10 protein-coding genes are annotated in these 18,079 nt (G+C 57.8%); 3 read left to right on the top strand and 7 right to left on the bottom strand.

Annotation, left to right across the window (positions count from 1 at the left end; translation table 11 throughout):
- Positions 1-49 precede the first annotated feature (49 nt).
- From FTW19_RS05820 to FTW19_RS05835, 4 genes are all read right to left on the bottom strand, one after another.
- On the bottom strand, positions 50-1,654 hold the full coding sequence (locus FTW19_RS05820) for a sulfatase-like hydrolase/transferase (protein WP_222705537.1): 1,605 nt from the start codon (positions 1,652-1,654) through the stop codon (positions 50-52).
- A gap of 146 nt (positions 1,655-1,800) precedes the next feature.
- Complete coding sequence (gene bglX, locus FTW19_RS05825) at positions 1,801-4,077, bottom strand: beta-glucosidase BglX (protein ID WP_147646755.1); 2,277 nt, start codon at positions 4,075-4,077, stop codon at positions 1,801-1,803.
- A 21-nt stretch (positions 4,078-4,098) separates the two neighbouring features.
- Complete coding sequence (locus FTW19_RS05830) at positions 4,099-5,784, bottom strand: arylsulfatase (protein WP_187143307.1); 1,686 nt, start codon at positions 5,782-5,784, stop codon at positions 4,099-4,101.
- 125 nt (positions 5,785-5,909) lie between these two features.
- Positions 5,910-9,167: a TonB-dependent receptor gene (locus FTW19_RS05835; RefSeq protein WP_147646757.1), complete on the bottom strand. Its 3,258-nt coding sequence runs from the start codon at positions 9,165-9,167 to the stop codon at positions 5,910-5,912.
- A 228-nt stretch (positions 9,168-9,395) separates the two neighbouring features.
- On the opposite strand from FTW19_RS05835, the gene FTW19_RS05840 reads away from it, so the two are divergent.
- Positions 9,396-10,769, top strand: coding sequence for a hypothetical protein (locus FTW19_RS05840; RefSeq protein ID WP_147646758.1), 1,374 nt, complete (start codon positions 9,396-9,398; stop codon positions 10,767-10,769).
- Between the two features lie 137 nt (positions 10,770-10,906).
- On the opposite strand, the gene FTW19_RS05845 is transcribed toward FTW19_RS05840, so the two are convergent.
- On the bottom strand, positions 10,907-11,533 hold the full coding sequence (locus FTW19_RS05845; RefSeq protein WP_147646759.1) for an NAD(P)-dependent oxidoreductase: 627 nt from the start codon (positions 11,531-11,533) through the stop codon (positions 10,907-10,909).
- 91 nt (positions 11,534-11,624) lie between these two features.
- On the bottom strand, positions 11,625-12,551 hold the full coding sequence (locus tag FTW19_RS05850; RefSeq protein WP_187143309.1) for an RNA polymerase sigma-70 factor: 927 nt from the start codon (positions 12,549-12,551) through the stop codon (positions 11,625-11,627).
- A gap of 205 nt (positions 12,552-12,756) precedes the next feature.
- Here FTW19_RS05850 and FTW19_RS05855 point away from each other — a divergent pair, with 205 nt between their 5' ends.
- Both FTW19_RS05855 and FTW19_RS05860 read left to right on the top strand, forming a co-directional pair.
- Positions 12,757-13,125, top strand: a complete 369-nt coding sequence (locus FTW19_RS05855) for a hypothetical protein (protein ID WP_147646760.1) — start codon at positions 12,757-12,759, stop codon at positions 13,123-13,125.
- 303 nt (positions 13,126-13,428) lie between these two features.
- Entirely contained in the window at positions 13,429-16,002 is a 2,574-nt protein-coding gene (locus FTW19_RS05860) for a hybrid sensor histidine kinase/response regulator (RefSeq protein ID WP_147646761.1), read from the top strand.
- 231 nt (positions 16,003-16,233) lie between these two features.
- Here the strand turns inward: FTW19_RS05860 and FTW19_RS05865 are convergent, their stop codons facing one another.
- Positions 16,234-17,817, bottom strand: a complete 1,584-nt coding sequence (locus FTW19_RS05865; protein ID WP_187143310.1) for a putative bifunctional diguanylate cyclase/phosphodiesterase — start codon at positions 17,815-17,817, stop codon at positions 16,234-16,236.
- Positions 17,818-18,079 lie beyond the last annotated feature (262 nt).

The raw sequence follows: 18,079 nt of genomic DNA on the forward strand, positions 1-18,079 counted from the left end.
CGCGAGTATTGAACTACAGTCCTAACACACGGTCTTCCGTGCGGTCACCTCAGTCAAGAATCTTCGCCTGCCAACTGGCGGCGGGAAGATCGGTACGGGTCGGATAGAACGGCGGAGCGTCGCGCGGGTCCTTATCCATGGGAGCAATACCCGTGGTGTTGATGAACTGCTTGAGCAGCTTCATTGTGAGCTCAGCTTCAACCGCCGAAGTTCCTCGATCGCCATACAGGTTGTGTTCTTCGCGCGGGTCGTCGCGATAGCTATAGAGCTCCGATTGTCCCTGTGGCCGGAGGATGAGCTTATGCGTCTGCGTTCGGACCATGGCGGAACGCGAGACCATCACCGGTTGCTCATTCTGCAGGCCGATCTTTCCGGCGTATGGTCCGCCGCCGGCTCCTCCAGGCTCGAAGCACTGCGGCTCATACACGTTGTAGCCTCCCTCGGCGAAGGCCGCTCGTTCTTTGTCGGCGCTGCCGCCTTCCATCACCGGCAGCATGCTGCGAGAGAAGTGGGTGTGGTTCGTTTGCGTGCCTGCCAGGTCGATACAGGTCTGCATGATGTCGTACAACTCGACCATGCCGTCTGACACCACGCCTGGCTTCGCCCCGGGAACCCTGGCGATGAGTGGGATATGGGTCAGGCAATCCTCAAGCCCGCTCGGCCATTTTTCGACCAGCCCATAATCGCCGGCATAGTCGCCATGGTCCGACATCACAAAGAGAGCCGTATCCTTGCTTCGACCGCTGCGCTCCAGTTTCTCCAGAAGCTCTCCGAGCAGCCAGTCGCTGTAGCTCACCTGCCCGTAATACACGGCGCGGATCTTCCGGAACTCCGTATCAGAGAGCTTCTTCAATCCATAACGTTCGCGAATGCCCTCGTGAAAATCCGGTTTCTTCTGAAGTCCTGGGGGTACCAGGGCGGGCAGGGAAGACGGGTTGTACATGTTGTAGAAGTCTTCCGGAATGGTGTACGGCGGGTGAGGCTGGATCAGCGGCAGAAAGATGCAGAAGGGCTTCGTCGATTCTTTCCGTTCAAGTATGCGCATCGCTTCTGAAAGCAGGCGATAGTCGCTGGTCTGCCGCCTGTCGCCTGCCGGTCCGTAGAGCATCGAAAGCGATCCCGGAGTCAGATCGGTTGGCCGTGTTGCCCCCGGGGAGCGTCCGTCTGTCCCTTGCTCCCAGTACGTCACGCTTGAAGCAAAGCTCTGGGCCGCAAGTGCATCGTTCTTTCCAAACCAGAAGACGTCATAACCCGCCTCACGAAGATAGCGGAACAGGTTCGGTTCTTCGGGCCGTAGAAAGTAGTAGAGGCTGCGGTGTCCTCGTACGCTTGTCGGCCACCCGGTAAGCATGCTGCAACGCGAGGCGCCGCAGACGGGGAACTGCACATGGCAATTTTTGAAGAGTGATCCGCCCGCTGCCAGCTTGTCGAGGTTCGGTGTCTTGGTAACGGAGTTCCCATAGCAGGCAAGGCTGTCGGCACGCATCTCATCCGGCATAAAGAGGATGAGGTTCGGACGTTTCATCGACATGCCTGAAGCCGTCTGGGCAGCCTCATCCAATGCCTCGGCAGACGCATTCGTGCTAGCTCCCGCATGCAAGATGCTCCCCATCACTGTTCCACCGGAAAGACCCACAAACTGTCTGCGATTCAAGATGCGCTCCGTTCTGCTTGCATGGATAAGGGATTAGAGCATTTCTCCTAATACTGTCGCTTTGGGCAAATCTGTGAATGCCGTTTTCTTCACGGAAAACGGCGCAAACAGCCAAAACTCCGCTCTACACCATTAGGAGAAATGCTCTACTGCACGACGGAAAACGTGTCATGCAGCGAGGCGGTCGAGCTGTCACCGGCCCATACATCGAATTCCGACGCGTCAAGCGTCCAGCCATGGGTAGCGGAAGACCAGTAGGTCCGCTCCGCCGCCCCTACAACAAAGCTGACATCGCGCGATTCACCCGGTGCCAGCGTGATGCGCTGGAATCCCTTCAGCTCCCGCACCGGACGAGATGCGCTTCCAGACTTCTGATGGAGATAGAGCTGGACGACCTCATCCGCTTTCACCTTGCCGGCATTCTTTACGGTCACTACTGCTGTTACCGGATCTTTCGTGTGGATCTCTTTCTTGCTCAGCCGCAGATTGGAGATCTCAAAGCTTGCATAGCTCAAACCAAACCCGAAGGGATAGAGCGGCTCGGTCGGAAGGTCCCAGTAGCGCGAGGTGAAATCAGGAGCGCCATATGGTTTGTGTGAGAGGTTGTGGGCGTAATAGATCGGAATCTGGCCGGCATTTCGCGGCCACGTTACAGGCAGCTTCCCCGCAGGCGAGACATCACCGAAGAGAAGATCGGCGACGGCGTTTCCTGTCTCCGTGCCGCCGAAGTAGCAGTCCATGATTGCGGAGACATGCTGTGAGGCCCACGTCACATCGAGCGGCCGCGTGCTGAAGAGCAGCAGGACAACCGGCTTGCCCGTTGCCACTATCTTCTCCAGCAGCTCCTGCTGGCGTCCAGGCAATGCCAAGGAAGAACGAGAGGCATACTCGAAGTCCATGAGCGCCGACTCTCCCAGCGCGAGCACAACAACATCCGAATCGTTGGCCAGGGAGAGGGCTTCCTTCATCGTTGCCTCTGCCTTATCTGCGTCCCACTCCGCCTCCGGCTTCGGTCCGATCAGGCCATCGAACATCGAAGGGAACTGCTTGCGCAGCTGAACCCCCTGGGCAAAGCGCACGTCAGCACCGGGCAGCTTGTTCCGGATTCCCGCCACAATCGTGACGGTGTCGGCGGGTTTGGCGGTCAGGCTCCACGGACCGTTCATGTCATACTGCGAGTCCCCAAGCGGGCCAATGACTGCGATACGGCGAGTAGTCTTCGCGAGAGGAAGAACTCCACCTTCATTCCGTAGCAGCACTGCGCTCCTCGCCGCTGCTACGCGCGCAAGGTCACGATGCTTTGCCAGCATGACCGCGTGCGTGGACTCATCGCCATCCGCGTAAGGGCTATCAAACAATCCCAAAGCGAACTTCGTTGCAAGGATCGGGCGCACCAGATCGTCCAGCGCCGTCGCCGAGACCTTCCCTTCGGTAACAAGCTGCTTCAGGTTCTTCAGATACGTGCCGCTTCCCATATCCATATTCACGCCGGCGACCGCGGCGCGAAATGCGGCGTCCTTGGCATCGCTGCTGAAGCCATGGGTATACAGGTCGCCGACAGCATTCGCATCGCTGACGACAAATCCGTTGAACTTCATCTGGTCGCGGAGGATCTCTCGCAGTAGATGCGTATTTCCAGTTGCCGGAACATCGTTGAGATCCATGTAGGCGCTCATCACGCTCTTCGCGCCCGCTTCAACTCCCGCCTGGAAGGGACGCAGATAGACGTTTTGCAGCAGCTCTTCCGGAATGTAGGAGGCATCGTAATCTCGTCCGCCCTCCGCGGCTCCATATCCGGCAAAGTGTTTCAGCGTGGCTGCAAAGCGGAGCGGCTGACCGGGCTCTCCCTGGAACCCTTTCACCTGTGCCCGCGCCATCGCGGCTCCGAGATATGGATCTTCGCCTGCTCCCTCGGAGATCCGTCCCCAGCGGGGATCACGCGCAATATCGAGCATCGGAGCAAAGGTCCACCGCACACCCGCGTGTACGGCTTCCTCTGCCGCCACCGACTGAGCTTTGCGAGCCATCTCCGGATCCCAAGAGGCAGCCATGCCCACTGGAACCGGAAACTCGGTGTCGAAGCCATGAATCACGTCGAAGCCGAAGAGGATAGGAATATGCGCGCCCTCCGACACGGCGATCTTCTGGAGGGCATTGATGCGTTTCGGATCAGTGACAAAAAGGATGGAGCCAATCTGCCCCTGGCGAACCTGATCTTCCAGCTTCTGCGCAGGCGCAGGCATTCCCGGCAGTCCCGAGAAATCGAAGACCTGGTTCAACTGGCCGACCTTCTCGTCAACCGACATCTTGGAGAGAAGAAGATTGGCCCGCTGTTCCGGTGTAGCGGATGTCTGGCCGCAAAGTGGCAGCCACGACGCCAATAAAGCTGCTGCAAGCAAAGATCGAATCGTCTGATATTTCACCGTTGAATAGCCCCCTGATGCTCAATCTAAAAACGCGTCGGCAAAGCCTCTGCTGAACTGTGTCTCTTTCATGGGAAGGTCACCATACTTTTCGGCTTCCTTCTGCCACAGATCCTTCATCTCCTGCAGCTTCTTCGGATACTCCTGCGCAAGATCCGTCGATTCGGTTGGGTCGTCTTTGACGTTGAACAACTGCCAGCGATCCTGATCGAAGGGCGTATTCATCTTATGCATCGCCACCGCGCGCCAGTCGCCTGAAAGAATGGCACGGTTGCCACGCATCTCGAAGAACTGCACGCTTCGTGGCGCCGCAGCGCCCGCGCTCGTGATCGTTGCCAGAAAGGACTTTCCGGCCACAGGAATCTGCTCGACTCCATTTACGGTCTTGTGGAACTGTGTCCCCGCAATCTGCAACAGCGTCGGCGCGACATCAATCGCATCGACCATCTGCCCTCGAAAGGAGCCCGCATCCCTGATATGTCCTGGATAATCGATCATCATCGGAGTCCGGGTTCCGCCGAAGTATGGCCACAGCTTGTAGCGCCGGAACGGCGTCCCGCCGGCATACGCCCATGGTCTCTGATAGAGAGGTTGCGTCGTCGGTCCGCCCAGCTCATCCAGATGAGCATCCATATCCGCCAGTGACGTCTGATCGAGATACGCGTGATGGAACGATCCGGTCTTCGACTCGCTCGCGGCGCCATTGTCGGAGAACAGGACAACCACCGTGTTTTTGTCGATGCCTGCCACTTTCAGATAGGCCAGCACTTTGCCGATCTGGGCGTCGCCATGTTCGATGTAGCCCGCGTAGGTCGCCATGAACCGCGCGTACACACGCTTTTGTTGATCGGTGAGCGAATTCCATGATGGATCACCGGCCTCTCTTGGCGGCAACTTCACATCCGCTGGAATAATACCCATCTTCTTCTGCCGTGCGAAACGCTCTTCGCGAATCACATCCCACCCCTTCTGATATATCTCCTTGTAGTGATCGATGTACTCCTTTGGCGCCTGCAGCGGAGTGTGCGCAAAGGTGAAGGCCAGGTAGAGAAACATCGGCTTCTCCGGATGCTCGGCCTGGCTCTTCTTCATGGCAGAGACGGCGTGCTCGGCCAGATCCTCGGCGAGGTAGTAGCCCGGATGGTAAGGATCAGGAACCGGAGAATTTCCGTCGAACAACTCCGGATGATACTGGTCCGTCCATCCCATCTTGTATCCGTAGAACAAATCGAACCCCCGCTGCAGGGGCATCGTCGAGTTATTACCCGGCTTACCGTCCTGATAGCGAGGCGTAAGGTGCCACTTTCCTACCGCAAAGGTCGCGTAACCGGCACTGCGAAGAGCTTCGGAGAGCATCTCGGCGTTTGCCGGAATAATTCCGGTCGAGCGCGGCGGAGCCCCGGGCCTGGCCTGATCCGGAAGATCCTCCATTCCAACTGTTTGGTTATTGCGGCCGGTAAGTAATGCCGCCCGCGTCGGTGAGCAGATCGCCTTGGTCTGGAAGTTGGTATAGCGGACCCCATGCTTCGCGATGCTGTCGATCGATGGAGTCGCGATCTCCGATCCGTAGCAGCCCAGATCGGCAAAGCCCACATCGTCCAGGGCGATGACGACAATGTTGGGCTTCTTGGCGGCGGTCTGTGGTGTCCGTTGTGGCTGAGCATGGATAAGTGTCGCGGAAGCACCCAGTCCGACACACGTCGTCATCCAAAACAATGTCTTTGCTTTGCTGAAATACATGAATTCACCTTTCCGTGAATAGCCCCACAGTGAATGGCCCAGAGAAGGCGCCAGGCAGGTTACGCCTGGCGCGCCTCTGGGATGAGCCGGGATTAGAAGATCAGCTTGGCTGCGAACTGAACCAGCCGCGGATTGTAAGAAGGCACCGTCGACGTAAGCTTTCCGAAGTTCACGTTCGTCTGCACCGTTGGCGCAGCGGCCGTGGTCACAAACGAAGAGTTCGGTGTCGAGAAGTTCGTCGTGTTTGAGACGTTGAACATCTCCGCCCGCAACTGCAGCGTGACGTTCTCGTGCATCTTCACGTTCTTGAATAACGATGCATCGAGATGGCGCTGATGCGGCCCATAGAGCAGGTTACGGCGTTCGTACAGGGGACCGACGGTTGCGTTCACAAGCTGTGTCGCATATCCCAACGGCTGGCCAAGCGTACCGGTGGCCTGCCGCTGAAATGCCGCGGTATTGAAGAACTGCTGAATTCCCGGAGTTGCCACTTGCGGGTTGGCAATCACATTCGGACGATCGCCTCCGGTCAGGCCCGGACGTGTATTCGAGACGTTCGTTCCACCATTGCTGATGTCATACGTCATGCCCGTCCCCCAGACGTTCAGGATGTTGAGAGCCCATCCGCCGAACAGCATGCCTTCCATCCCCTTAGCATTGCGAGCAAAGGGAAGGTCATAGTTCATGGTGAAGACAACACGGTGACGCAGATCCAGGTCTGAGTTGCCGTAGTCGATCACGTTCGCCTGGCCCGGATACGGTCCGAAGGCGCTGCCGTTGCCGCTGTTGCCGGGAGCATTGTCCAGGCCATGAGCCCAGACATAGTTGCCTCCCATCGTCAGACCTTTCTTCGTGCGGCGCTCGAACGATAACTGGAGTGCGTTGTAACTGGATGAGCCATCCGTCCGCACCATGCCGACCCCGGTGAGGTTCGGAAGCTGGGAGTAGAAGGGGCGTAGCGTATTCGGCGTGGATGAGGTGTTCGGTGGAGGCGCATCGATGTCGGGGAAGTTACGGCGCACATGGCGTCCGAACATACCTACATACGATGCTGTCACTACGTTTCCGGCAAAGTCATGCTGCAGCGTCAGATTGCTCTGTTCAATATAGGTCGAGCGGAAGTTTGGATCGACCGCGTTGCCAATCGATCCCGTTGGATTGGTAATCGACTGAGCCACGGGCAGAGGCAGACCGTTTGCGAGACGCGTATAGGGCGAAGCGCAGGTCGTGGATGAGCACGGCCCGAAGGTTGCCACGAAGGGAATGTTCTGCAGGCTGGCGGTTGAGTTGTAGTTGTTGACGAAGAAGCTCAGGCCGAAGCCTCCGCGCAGCACTGTCCCCTTGCCGATGGTGTACGCGAAGCCAAAACGCGGCGCAAAGTCGAACCAATCGTTCTTGACGCCGGCGCTGTTCGACACTCCATTGACGCCAGCGACCTGAATCGCAACCTGATACGGATCAAAGTTTGCGATCAGACCTTTTGCTTCTGTGAAGGGACTGTACCGATCCCAGCGAAGGCCCATGTTCAGTGTCAGCTTTTCCGTGGCGTGCCAGTCATCCTGCGCAAATGCAGACCACTCCCACATACGATAGTGCGGCGAGACGAGTACGTTGCTGCGCGAGACCGAGGTGAAGATGCCCTGTGCCAGCGCCTGGTAACTGGCAAAGGTCCACGTTCCTTGTCCCGAAGCGCTCTGGAAGTTGGAAGCGCGGCGATAGACCAGTGCAACGCCAGTCTTGATCGAGTGTTTCCCCTTGATATACGACAGGCTCTCGCTGACGGCGTAGTTGTGGTCCTTGTCCAGGACGGGAACGAAGACACCGCCACCGCCCAGACCCGCGCCGCCTGTCACTGTTACCGGCGCCAGACCGGAGGTATTGTCGTCAATATTGATGTTGGGTTGCCCCGCTGCTTGATTCGGATTGGTCCCGTTGTTCAGGGGATTCGATAACAGCAGGACGTGCGAGTATGCCATCTTCAGCTCATTCGTTACCGCCGGGCTGAAGACATGCACATAGTTGAACTGTGCTCCGAAGGCGTTGTCCTGCGCTGGGCCGGGGAAAGTGCCGGCATTACCGCCGGGATCGACCGTAATGCCTGCAAACTTGGCCAGCGGGAAGATGCCAGGCGTGAGTGTGTAGGCGTTGTTGTAGCTCAGACGGCCAAAGAAGAAGTTGCTCTGGTTCATCTGGTGATCGATCCGCAGATCGGTCGTATAGGTGTTCTGGATGCGGTTGCGGCTACCGACATACTGGTTGGCGCCGACGTTCGGCAACGGATATAGGCCGAGGTAGGCGATGCCGAGCGGATCAGGGCTCGTGATGAGCGGGCCACCCACATCCGTAAAGTCTCCAGGGTGATTGTGCTGATAGGCGGTGGGTACGGTCAGGGTGGTTGGAGCATTGCCCTGCACCAGCCTGAACCCTTCGTAATCGCCAAAGAAGAAGGTCTTATTCCTCAGGATGGGGCCGCCAAAACTGCCGCCATATTGGTTCTGACGAAGCTCCGGCTTCGCGTTCCTTGCCCCGAACTGAAAGGGATAGGCGTTCAACTTATCGTTGCGGAAGAACTCGAAGAGCGTTCCGTGGAAGGCATTCGTCCCGCTCTTGGTGATGATGTTGATCACGCTGCCTGCGGTTCTGCCAACCTCAGCCGTAAAGGCATTTGTCTGCAGGCGTACTTCGGCGATGGCCTCGACGGAAGGACGCACAGCAATGGTGCCTACCATCCGTTCATTGTTGTCGATACCGTCAATCAGTTGGTTGTTGATCACGTCCGACTGCCCGTTGACCGAGATCGACACGGAGGCACGGCGATCTCCCGGACGTGTTCCGCTGGTCAGGCCGTTTGGAGGTCCTTCGGTGGCTCCCGGTGAAAGCTGTGCCAGGTTGATAAAGTTGCGTCCGTTCAGCGGCAGATCCTGCACAGCTTTTTCCGTAAGGCCGCTTACGATCGCTGAGCTATCGGTCTGCAGCGCAGGTGTGCCGGCCTCCACGGTAACTGTGTCTGAGGCCGCACCGATGTCTAACTTGCCGTTAACGCGGGCGCGGTCGCCGGCAGCTAGTTGAACCGCTCCCACATGATAGGTCTTGAATCCGGTCGCCTCGATGGTGACCGAATACTCGCCCGGGTTAAGCAGGGTAAAGGTGTAGTCCCCGGTCTCCGAGGTCACGACCGAGCGGGTGTCCTTGGTCTGAAGATTAGTGACCGTAACCTTGGCCCCGACGACACCAGCCCCGGTTACGTCCTGAACGGTCCCCAGAAGGTCCGCTGTGGTGACCTGGGCCATCAGGGAGAGCGTGAAGGACAGGAGCCATGCAACCAGACCTGTCCTGAGAAGTCGCGTCATATTGTGCCTCCAAGCTATTCACCGCACCGCGCGGCTTATCTTGGCGTCGCGTCGGCGTACTCCCGGTGAAACAGCGGAAGGTTATGGAGAGAACGAGAGGAGCGTAAGTGCCGGACGGTACGGCACATGTGCCACACCTGCCACCATTCCTCTGAAATCAATGAGTTGCGAGAGCCTCCCAACCCCTACCCGGTGAAGATACCTGGTGGTGCATCTTGATGGAGGCGTATGTCCGGTTCCTCTTCTGCCGGTATCGCGAAACCGGTTGCCTGCACTCTGATCACGTGGTTACACTTCTTTGGCGCCGACTTCTTTAAAGGCCCTGATATGTCTGCATCGACCGAAAGCGTTCTCGATGTCCCTTTCCCATCGAGGAGCGTTGCGTCTGACGCGATCTACCATCAGGTCGATCTTCTGCTGGCCAGCTCCCATTTCCGTAATAGCAAGCGCCATCAACGCCTTCTTACCTTTCTGACGCAGAAGCATATCGATGGCGATATGCAGAGCCTGAAAGAGAGGGTGATCGGCATCGAGGTCTTCGATCGAAAGCCGACCTATGACCTTACGCTTGACCCGATCGTCCGCGGGGCAATGGCCGATCTCCGCAAACGGTTGGCGCTCTACTACTCCGAATCCCCACACAGCAGCGAGTTGCGGATCGAAATTCCGGTGGGATCGTATGTCCCCCACATTCACTGGCCCGAGCTGGAGGATGGAAACACTTCGTCAGAGATAGCGGTAGCTAAGGCGAAACTGGTTCTCGAAGCTACGCCCCTTCCCGTCGAGACGTCCGGCGGCACCACGATTCCCGCAGTAGATCGAAGGCTCACGGTTCGCCGATACCTGCTTGCCGCCGTTGTCGCCTGCATATGTGCGGCAGCCATCTTCTTCATGTATCGCATGTCGGAGACGCAGAGGCAGAATCGCGACCTGGCTTCCTTCTGGAAGCCGCTCTGGAACTCAGAGAACGAGATCCTCATCTGCGCCGGAACGCTGAACGGCATCATGCACGAGCCGGTGGTTGAGAACGATACGTGGAACCACGTCACTCGCACCCGCAATCATCTTGACCCGAACGTTGGCGCTGCTCTTGTCAGCGTTTCCAGCCTTCTGGGGGCGCAGGGAAAACATCCCTACATGAGGATTGCCGATACCACGACCCTTCCCGACCTGCGCAGGCAGCCGTCCATCCTGATCGGCGGCTTCAACAATCAGTGGACCGTGCGGGTTCAGTCGAACATGCGCTATCGGATCTCCAGGTTAATCCCGGATGTATCGGGAGTGGTGGACACCAAGAACGGAGACGCGTCCCTGGGTACATTCGATTTTTCGGCGCCGGTAAATTCCATCACCAAAAGCTACGCGATTATCACCCGCCTGAACGATCCGCTGACGGGGCAATACGTTCTCTCCCTTGCCGGGCTTGGTTCCTATGGCAATTCCTCGGCTGCAGAGTTTGTGACGACGCCTGCTTACTTTGCCCTCTTTGCAAAACAGGCGCCGAAAGGTTGGGAATCTCACAACATACAGGTCGTGATCGAAACCAGCCTGGTGGAAGGGAAGACCAGCCCGCCAAAGGTAATTGCCTTCGAGCTCGACTAAAGAGCATTTGGCATTAAGTAATGGTGTCATCCTGAGCGCAGCGAAGGACCTGCTTTACGCGCATTTTCTTGACCAGGGTACCCCGCCCTCGCAACGCCAGGGGTGGGTGAGGAATACCCCAAAACCCTAACAAAAACCTAGTTACTGATACCCACAATCGTTTGCACAAGCGACTCCTTCGGCAGGGCTTTCACAAAATAGTCAGCGACATCAGCTCGCGATATCTTGAAGCCGAATCGTGGCAGATGGCCAATCCGCTCGCGATATCTTCCGGTTCGGGGACGGTCGGTAAGTTGGGGTGGCCGTACGATCGTCCAGTCGAGTCCACTGCTCTGAACAATCGACTCCAGTTCTGCGGAATCTTTCACAACCGATGGAAAGAGCATCCTGCCGAGCAGATAGGTAGGTGGAAAGACCGAGTCTTTGAACAGGAATGCGGTCGAGATAAGTACGGCCCGCCGTACGCCGCTTTGCTGCATCGCTCCAGTCAATACGGTCGCGAAGTCTCTGAGCAGATGTTCGTCCGACTTCGCAATCGGCACCCGCGGCCCAAAGCCGGAGAGAACGGCATCGTGTCCTTCGAGTACCCGGGCCATGGTCTCCTGGTGCAACAGGTCTCCGGTACGAAGATCGATCCGTCCATAAAACGTTCTGAGAGGTTCGGGCTTGCGGACAAACGCTGTTACGGCATGGCCGGCTGCAAGCGACTGCCTGATCAACTCCATGCCGGTGCCGCCTGTGGCGCCTAGAATGACAACTCTCACTGTCTCAAATCTCCTGTCTGTACCGCTGCTATGAGCAGACACGTTCTGCACCATAAGACCGGCGAGCACAGCGGCGCGTGACAGTCCGCCTCTACTTCAGCGGCGGCAGATGTTTGAGCTTGTCAGGATTGGTGATGACGTAGATCGACGAAATGCGGTTGTCCCGCACTTCGATGGTCACCACGGAATATGGTTCTCCATTGAAATACGTCACCAGGCCGGGCTCTCCATTGATGCGCGCAAGCCGCTGGACCAGTGTCTTTGGGACAAAGCGCTGCATGCCGCCCAGAATGCCTCTTCCAACCTTGTCGGCGCCCTGAACTGCATTGGGGACAGCCGCTGCCTTGCCTCCGCCGTCCGATCTCAGGACCACATCCTCGGTCAGCAGGCTGAGCAGGTCTGTCATCTCACCGGTGCCAACTGCTTTTAGAAAGCTTTCCAGCAGGGCGCCATGATCTGGCCGGGCAGCCGCAAAGCGGGGCCGCAATGTCGCAACATGCTGTTTGGCCCGTTTCAGAATCTGCCGGCAGTTGACCTCACTCTGACCGACGATCGCTGCGATCTCGCCGTGCTCGTATTCGAAGACCTCTTTCAGCAGAAAGACGGCCCGCTCAATCGGTGTGAGGCGTTCCAGTAAGACCAGGAAGGCCATCGAGAGCGACTCATCCACGCGGATGAGGTGGAAGGGATCGCTGCCCGGATCGGTGACGATCGGCTCCGGGAGCCACATGCCCGTGTACTCCTCCCGCTGTACTTGTGCCGATTGCAGATGATTGATGCAAAGCCGGCTCAGAATAGTGACAAGGTAAGCCCTCGGCGAGCGGATATCCTCTTCGCCGGCGGCATGCCATCGCAGGAACGTCTCCTGCAGCATGTCTTCCGCATCGGCAACGCTTCCCAGCATGCGATAGGCGATGGAGAAGAGAAGGCTGCGGTACTGATCGAACATTCCGAGCCGTATGGAGTCCTCAGCATCACTCCGTGATTCTTCTGGTCCCGGTATCTGATGGCCGCTCATTGCTCCGCTCCTTCTGCCGAATCTCTGGCCAAAGGCCGGTCTTCTTCGGCGTTGATCGTCTCTCCATACAAGACAAACGAGCGGGTTGCGGCGTGACATGGACTAGCCTTCGCAACGAATCGGTCTCTGTCACATTCTATGTTTCTCGGCGGTCTTCCTTACAGCACGTGCCGCGAGGGCATTTGTTCTGGAGGAGCAACAAGAGATGATAGCGACAAGATTCCTGCGTTTCATTCTGGCGGTAAGTGCGATCACCATGCTGGTTCAGGCCGCGTTCGCAGGCAGAATGCTGGCGGGGGACGTTAAATCCGCGGTGCTTCATGCTTTTACCGCGAAGGTCCTGGTACTGTTAGGCGGTAGCCAGGTGCTGGCTGCCCTGGCCCTGTTCCTGCAGAAGCGGTGTCCCCTCTGGGTTCCTGTGGCCGCTCTCGGTCTGGTGAGTGCCGAGGTCGTGGAGTTCGCCGCGGGGCATCTCCATCATGTGGCCATCCATGTACCTTTGGGACTTGCGATCTTCGGAGGAGCGATCCGGCAGTTGCTCTGGGCGATTGGAGGCATAGTCCCGGCGAAGTAGCGCCTGTCTTTGGCGTTCGTATCAAAAGATGATGTCATCCTGGGCCGGAGGCGAAGGACCGCTTTTAGGCGTTTCAACGCGTCCAGTCAAGCCGGCAGCGTCTTCTATTTTGAGGCTATCTTCTTCACGCGACAGCGATTTATGGAAGGGAAGTTTCGTTCTGTTAACGAATAGAGTTATAGTTTCACTTTCGATCTGTGGCCGGTCATGAGTGCGCTAGGAATTTGGGATATTCTTACGGGCAATAACCCCATTTTTTAGCGAGGTTCACCCTGCAGTTGTCCAGCTCCGGAAGGGCAGTCGATGAGCAAAGCTGAGGTCCCTCGCTGGCCGCAACGCATTCATCAAGCCGCCGCCGGTCTTCTTGTGCTTGTTGCGTTGGCGGTGCTTTGGGGATGGGGAGCGGACAGTGCCCGGCTTAAAAGCGTGGTCGTTGGCTGGCCACGTATGGTGGTCCCAACCGCGGTCTGCTTCCTGCTCGCCGGCATTGCTCTCGGCCTGCTCGCATTTGTAAGAGATCCCAGTTCGGCCCGAGGACGTGTAGTTTCCTTCCGGATATCGCAGGCTCTCTCTCTCCTGATCGTCCTGATCGGGCTGAGTCGGCTCTTGTCCGCTGTTTTAGGACGGGATTCGAAGATTGACCACCTCTTCTACATGGGTTCCGGAGCGATGGCGCCGGCCACGGCGATCAACTTCACCCTGCTTGGCAGCGCATTGTTTCTTGCGGGCAGACGTCGTGCCTTTTCATCCTTTCAGACGATGGCACTGTTTGCCAGCCTGATCGCATGGCTGGCCTTCAGCCGTTTTCTCTATGGAGGCGCACCTCTCATTCCTCAGGACACGTTGGCCGTGCATACCTCGCTGCTGTTTTTTGCGTGGAGTATCGGCCTGTTGTGTTCATGGCCCGAAGAGGGGTTGATGAGCCTACTGGTCAGTGACAGCGCCGGCGGCGTTATCGCCAGAAAGCTTCTGGTGCCGGCCATGGTTCTCCCCATTGCAGTGGGATGGGTGCGGCTACAGGGACAGCGCGCTGGATGGTATGGCACAGAGGCAGGGCTCTCGCTCTTTGCCTTAGCCAATGTTGTGATCTTCGGCGCCCTCGTGTGGATGACGGCAGCTGCTCTGCATCGCTCTGACCTTAGCCGCAGGAACGGCGAGTGGAAACTCCTGGAGCAACTGGCAAGGTTGGATTTGCTCCGGCAGATTACGCAGGCCATCGGGGAACGCCAGGATATGCAGAGCATCTTTCAGGTCGTGCTTCGCAGCCTGGAAGATAACCTGCCGATCGACTTCGGATGTATTGCTCTCTACGACCGCGCCGGAATGGTGCTTACGGTCTCCAATGTGGGCGTTCGTCAGGCAGTGCTGGCAGACCTGAAACATACCACTATCGGGATTGATGAAAACGGATTCGCGCGCAGCCTCGGCGGCCAACTGATCTATGAACCGAATCTGGATCAACTGTCCACGCCGTTTCCCCGGCAACTGGTTCAGGGCGGGCTTCACTCCGGCGTAATCGTACCGTTGATGGTTGAAAGTGCGCTCTTCGGCATCCTTATTGCCGCCAGACGAGAGTCGGAAGGATTCAGCAGCAGTGACTGCGAGTTCCTCAAGCACCTTGGAGATCTGATGGCGCTGGCTGCACACCAGGCACAGATGTACGGCTCGCTGCAGCATGCCTATGACGATCTGCAGGCGACGCGGCAGACGGTCATGCAGCAGGAGCGCCTGCGTGCCTTTGGACAAATGGCCAGCGGCATCGCACACGACATCAACAACACCATCTCGCCCGCGGCGCTCTATACAGAGTCGCTGTTGGAGACTGAGACTGGCATGAGCCGTCAGGCCCGCCGCACCCTCCAGACCATTCAGCGGGCGTTGAATGATGTCTCAAACACGCTTACCCGCCTCACAGATCTGTATCGGCAGAGGGAGCCGCAGGTTGTCTCTGCGCCGATTGATCTGAACCAACTTGTGCGCCAAACCATTGAGTTGACCAATGCCCGCTGGTCTGCCATGCCGCAGCAGAACGGGATTGTGATCCGCATGGTTACAGAACTGGCGCATGGGATTCCGTCGATTCGAGGCCTTGAAAATGAGCTCCGGGAAGTGCTTGTCAACCTCATCTTCAACGCCGTCGATGCCATGCCGAGCGGCGGTACGTTAACGCTGCGGACTGGCATCGCGAAGACCGGCTCCGGAGAAGGAGAGCCGGCCGGGATTCGGGGAGTCTATCTGGAAGTGGTCGACACCGGTGTTGGCATGGATGAAGAGGCCAGGCGGCGGTGCATGGAACCCTTCTTTACCACCAAGGGTGATCGCGGCACCGGACTTGGCCTTGTCATGGTGCAGGGTGTCATGGAGCGCCACAGCGGTGAGCTGGAGATTGACAGCGCTGTCGGTAAAGGGACGACGGTGCGTCTGACCTTTACCGCAACAGAAGCCGCAGTAAGTCGACCGGCTCCCACGGCGTATGCGGGTACCGCATCGAAGCCGGTGAGGATTCTGCTGGTTGACGACGATCCTCTCCTGCTGAAGCCGTTGCGCGAGGTGTTGGAACTGGACGGCCACGATGTTGTTACGGCGAATGGCGGCCAGTCGGGAATCGATGCGTTTCACGCCGCGCTCTCACAGAACAAGCCGTTTTCCATCGTCTTCACAGACCTGGGCATGCCCTATGTCGACGGCAAAAAAGTAGCGCTCTCCGTCAAAGAGGCCGCGGCCGCCACGCCCGTGATCCTGTTGACCGGCTGGGGATACCGCTCAGGCAACGAAGATGAGACCCCTGCCAATGTCGACCTGGTTTTGAGCAAGCCGACAAAGCGCGGCGATCTTCGTTCTGCAGTCGAGCGCTTCTCCGGAAGCGAACCCAACTAAATCGCCTCTAAATTTGTAAACCCATGCACTGGGTGCCCCATCCATCGCAAAGTGAGGTGATAAGGCGATGGGTGGGATGTTCGAGCGAAGCTCGAATCTGGTGGGAGCCGTGGGCTTTCAGCTCAATTATTTGTATTCTTTACCAGCGGTCCGAAGCCCGGTTTCCACCAGTATTAGTCTAGTAATGCTTTGGGGTGAGCTGAGAACCAACGGATTTACCTAACAGCTACCTCATGCCGTTCTCCCTACCAGCGCATCGACCGTCTGCTCCGCCGATAACGGCTGGCTATAAAGATTTCCTTGTCCCTGCTCGCAACCGGTCAGCAGCAATGAACTCTGCTGGTTCGGATCCTCAATGCCTTCGGCGGCGATGGTTAATCCAAGGCCGTGAGCCAGGCCCACCAGTGCGCGGACGATCGTGGCGCTCTCCTCCTGCTCGGCCTTCAGGTCTCTCTCCAGCGCTCCGTCATGAGCGTGTGCGACCGACTGGTTACTCTCTTTCCCCTGCATGGCACGGATAAAGCTGGAGTCAATCTTGATCTTATCGAGCTTGAAGTTGCGCAGATGATAGAGGCTGGAATAGCCGGTGCCGAAGTTGTCCAGTGCGATGCGGACGCCCTCATCCCGCAGTGTTCCGAGCAGTAGCTTTGCTGATTCAAGGTCCCGCACCAGGGCGGCTTCCGTAATCTCAATCTCGAGACGGTTGGGGCTGAGGCCGGTCTCGCGAAGAATCTCCAGAATCCGCGCCGCAAGTGACCGGTCTTTCAACTGCACTGGCAGGACATCGATGGAGAGCCGTACGTGCGATGGCCACCGGGCAGCAGTCTCGCTTGCCTGGCGAAGGATGTGGTCCATGATCTCGTGAATCAGACCACACTCCTCCGCAATTGCAATGAAACGCTGCGGGCTGATCGGCCCAGCAGTCGGATGCAGCCAGTGCGGCAGGGCCTCGAAGCCGGTGATCTGGCGTGTACGCAGGTCGACGGTGGGCTCAAAGAGAGCCCGGATCTGGCCCGATACGACCGCAGACCGGAGCTCCCGCTCAACCCACTCGCGTTCACGCATGCGGCGGTCGAGTACCTCTTCAAAGAAGTGCACAGCGGAGCGGCGCTCCTCTTTGGCGCGGTACAGGGCCAGGTCGGCTTTTCGAAAGACCTCCTCGGCCGTCACAGCGTCGAACGGAATCAGCGCCACGCCGATTCCGGATGCGATCAGATGCCGGATCTGACCGGTCAGCAAGGGAGGAGAGAGCTCATCGATGATGCGTCGACCGATGTTGGCGGCTGCATCAGGACCCATCACGTGGGTCGCCAGAACGGCAAACTCATCCCCTCCCAGGCGTGCTACAAGATCGCCTTCGCGCACCCCCGAAAGAAGCCTCTGAGCAGTAAGAGTAAGCACCTCGTCCCCGACGGCATGGCCGTGGATATCGTTAATTTGTTTAAAGCTATTGAGGTCGAGAATCAAGACGGCATGGCAGGCGCCTTCGCGGGGTGGCGCGGCGATTGCTGCACGTAATGCCTCGTCAAACTGGCGGCGATTGGCCAGGCCGGTAAGTGTGTCCTGAAAGGCAAGTACCCTGATCTGTTTTTCGGCGGCGGTGCGGCGAGCGATCTCCCGCTTTTGTTCCCGGTGCCGGCGGATGGCGAAAAACAGCAGCAGGAGCGCGAGAACGCCGCCGATGAGCAGAGCCTCATCGAGTTCGACGGTCTCCTGCTGCAGCGTTTCGTGACCTTCATTGCGAAAAAAGTCATACTCCAGCGCCAGGTACAGACCGACGCTAACGGTTGCGATCACGATTGAAAGGTCGGACAAGGATCTGCGATGTCGCATAACGAATGCCTTTACGGAGGAAAAACTCAACGGTAACCTCGCCATCGGTAGATCCCGGCGTAGAGAATAATCGCTCAAGTAGGGGATAGCTTTCTACTGTGAAGACACGATCGCTGGGAAAATTGTGCGAACAAATTTTCAGCGTACTGTCGATTCCAGCACCTCATACACGACTATCTGATGAATAGCTCCCCACCGGAAGACGCTGAAACGGAACAATCGGGCCCTTTAGAAGCGCATTTGG

The sequence above is a fragment of the Terriglobus albidus genome, from assembly GCF_008000815.1.
GTDB lineage: Bacteria > Acidobacteriota > Terriglobia > Terriglobales > Acidobacteriaceae > Terriglobus > Terriglobus albidus_A.

Bases quoted from the DNA above. Each gene is read 5' to 3' on its own strand.
- FTW19_RS05855 (WP_147646760.1), top strand. From the start codon at position 12,757: ATGATAGCGACAAGATTCCTGCGTTTCATTCTGGCGGTAAGTGCGATC.
- FTW19_RS05840 (WP_147646758.1), top strand. From the start codon at position 9,396: ATGTCCGGTTCCTCTTCTGCCGGTATCGCGAAACCGGTTGCCTGCACT.
- FTW19_RS05850 (WP_187143309.1), bottom strand. From the start codon at position 12,551: ATGAGCGGCCATCAGATACCGGGACCAGAAGAATCACGGAGTGATGCT.
- FTW19_RS05830 (WP_187143307.1), bottom strand. From the start codon at position 5,784: ATGACGACGTGTGTCGGACTGGGTGCTTCCGCGACACTTATCCATGCT.
- FTW19_RS05860 (WP_147646761.1), top strand. From the start codon at position 13,429: ATGAGCAAAGCTGAGGTCCCTCGCTGGCCGCAACGCATTCATCAAGCC.
- FTW19_RS05835 (WP_147646757.1), bottom strand. From the start codon at position 9,167: ATGACGCGACTTCTCAGGACAGGTCTGGTTGCATGGCTCCTGTCCTTC.